1 protein-coding gene is annotated in these 455 nt (G+C 71.2%); it reads right to left on the reverse strand.

Translation table 11 applies throughout. From position 1 onward, the window contains the following. Window positions 1–111: 111 nt before the first annotated feature. The gene (locus E6G06_18520; protein TML87533.1) at window positions 112–435 is read right to left on the reverse strand and encodes a hypothetical protein; all 324 of its coding nucleotides are present in this window, start codon (window positions 433–435) and stop codon (window positions 112–114) included. Window positions 436–455: the final 20 nt, after the last annotated feature.

Consider the following 455-nt stretch of genomic DNA (forward strand, 5'->3'; position numbering starts at 1 on the left):
CGCCCCTCGGGTGGGCGGTGGTCGTTGCTCATGATCCGTACCTCCTGAACCGATCGAGCCGTAATCGGGTCGGCGTCTTCAGTCTGCGCCCTCATTCGATACGGTGCCGATTCAGACGATGCCGTCGGAGCGGTAGCGCGCCAGCTCGTCGACCGAGAGTCCGACCAGCCCACACCAGACCTCGTCGTTGTGCTCGCCGAGGACGGGGGCGCCGGAGGGCGCGCGGGGTGGCTCGCCGTCGAGACGGGGGAACGGCGCCTGCTGGCGCAGCGGGCCGAGCACGGGGTCGTCGACGGTGACGAGGTCGCCACGGGCCGCCATGTGGGGATCGACGGCGATGTCGGCGGCCGTGTAGGCGGTGCCGACCGGGACGTCGTGGGCGATGCACGCGGCCTCGACCTCTGCCGCGGTGTGGGCTGCGGTCCAGTCGGCCACGATGCCGTTGATCTCGTCGG

The organism is Actinomycetota bacterium, assembly GCA_005888325.1.
GTDB lineage: Bacteria > Actinomycetota > Acidimicrobiia > Acidimicrobiales > AC-14 > AC-14.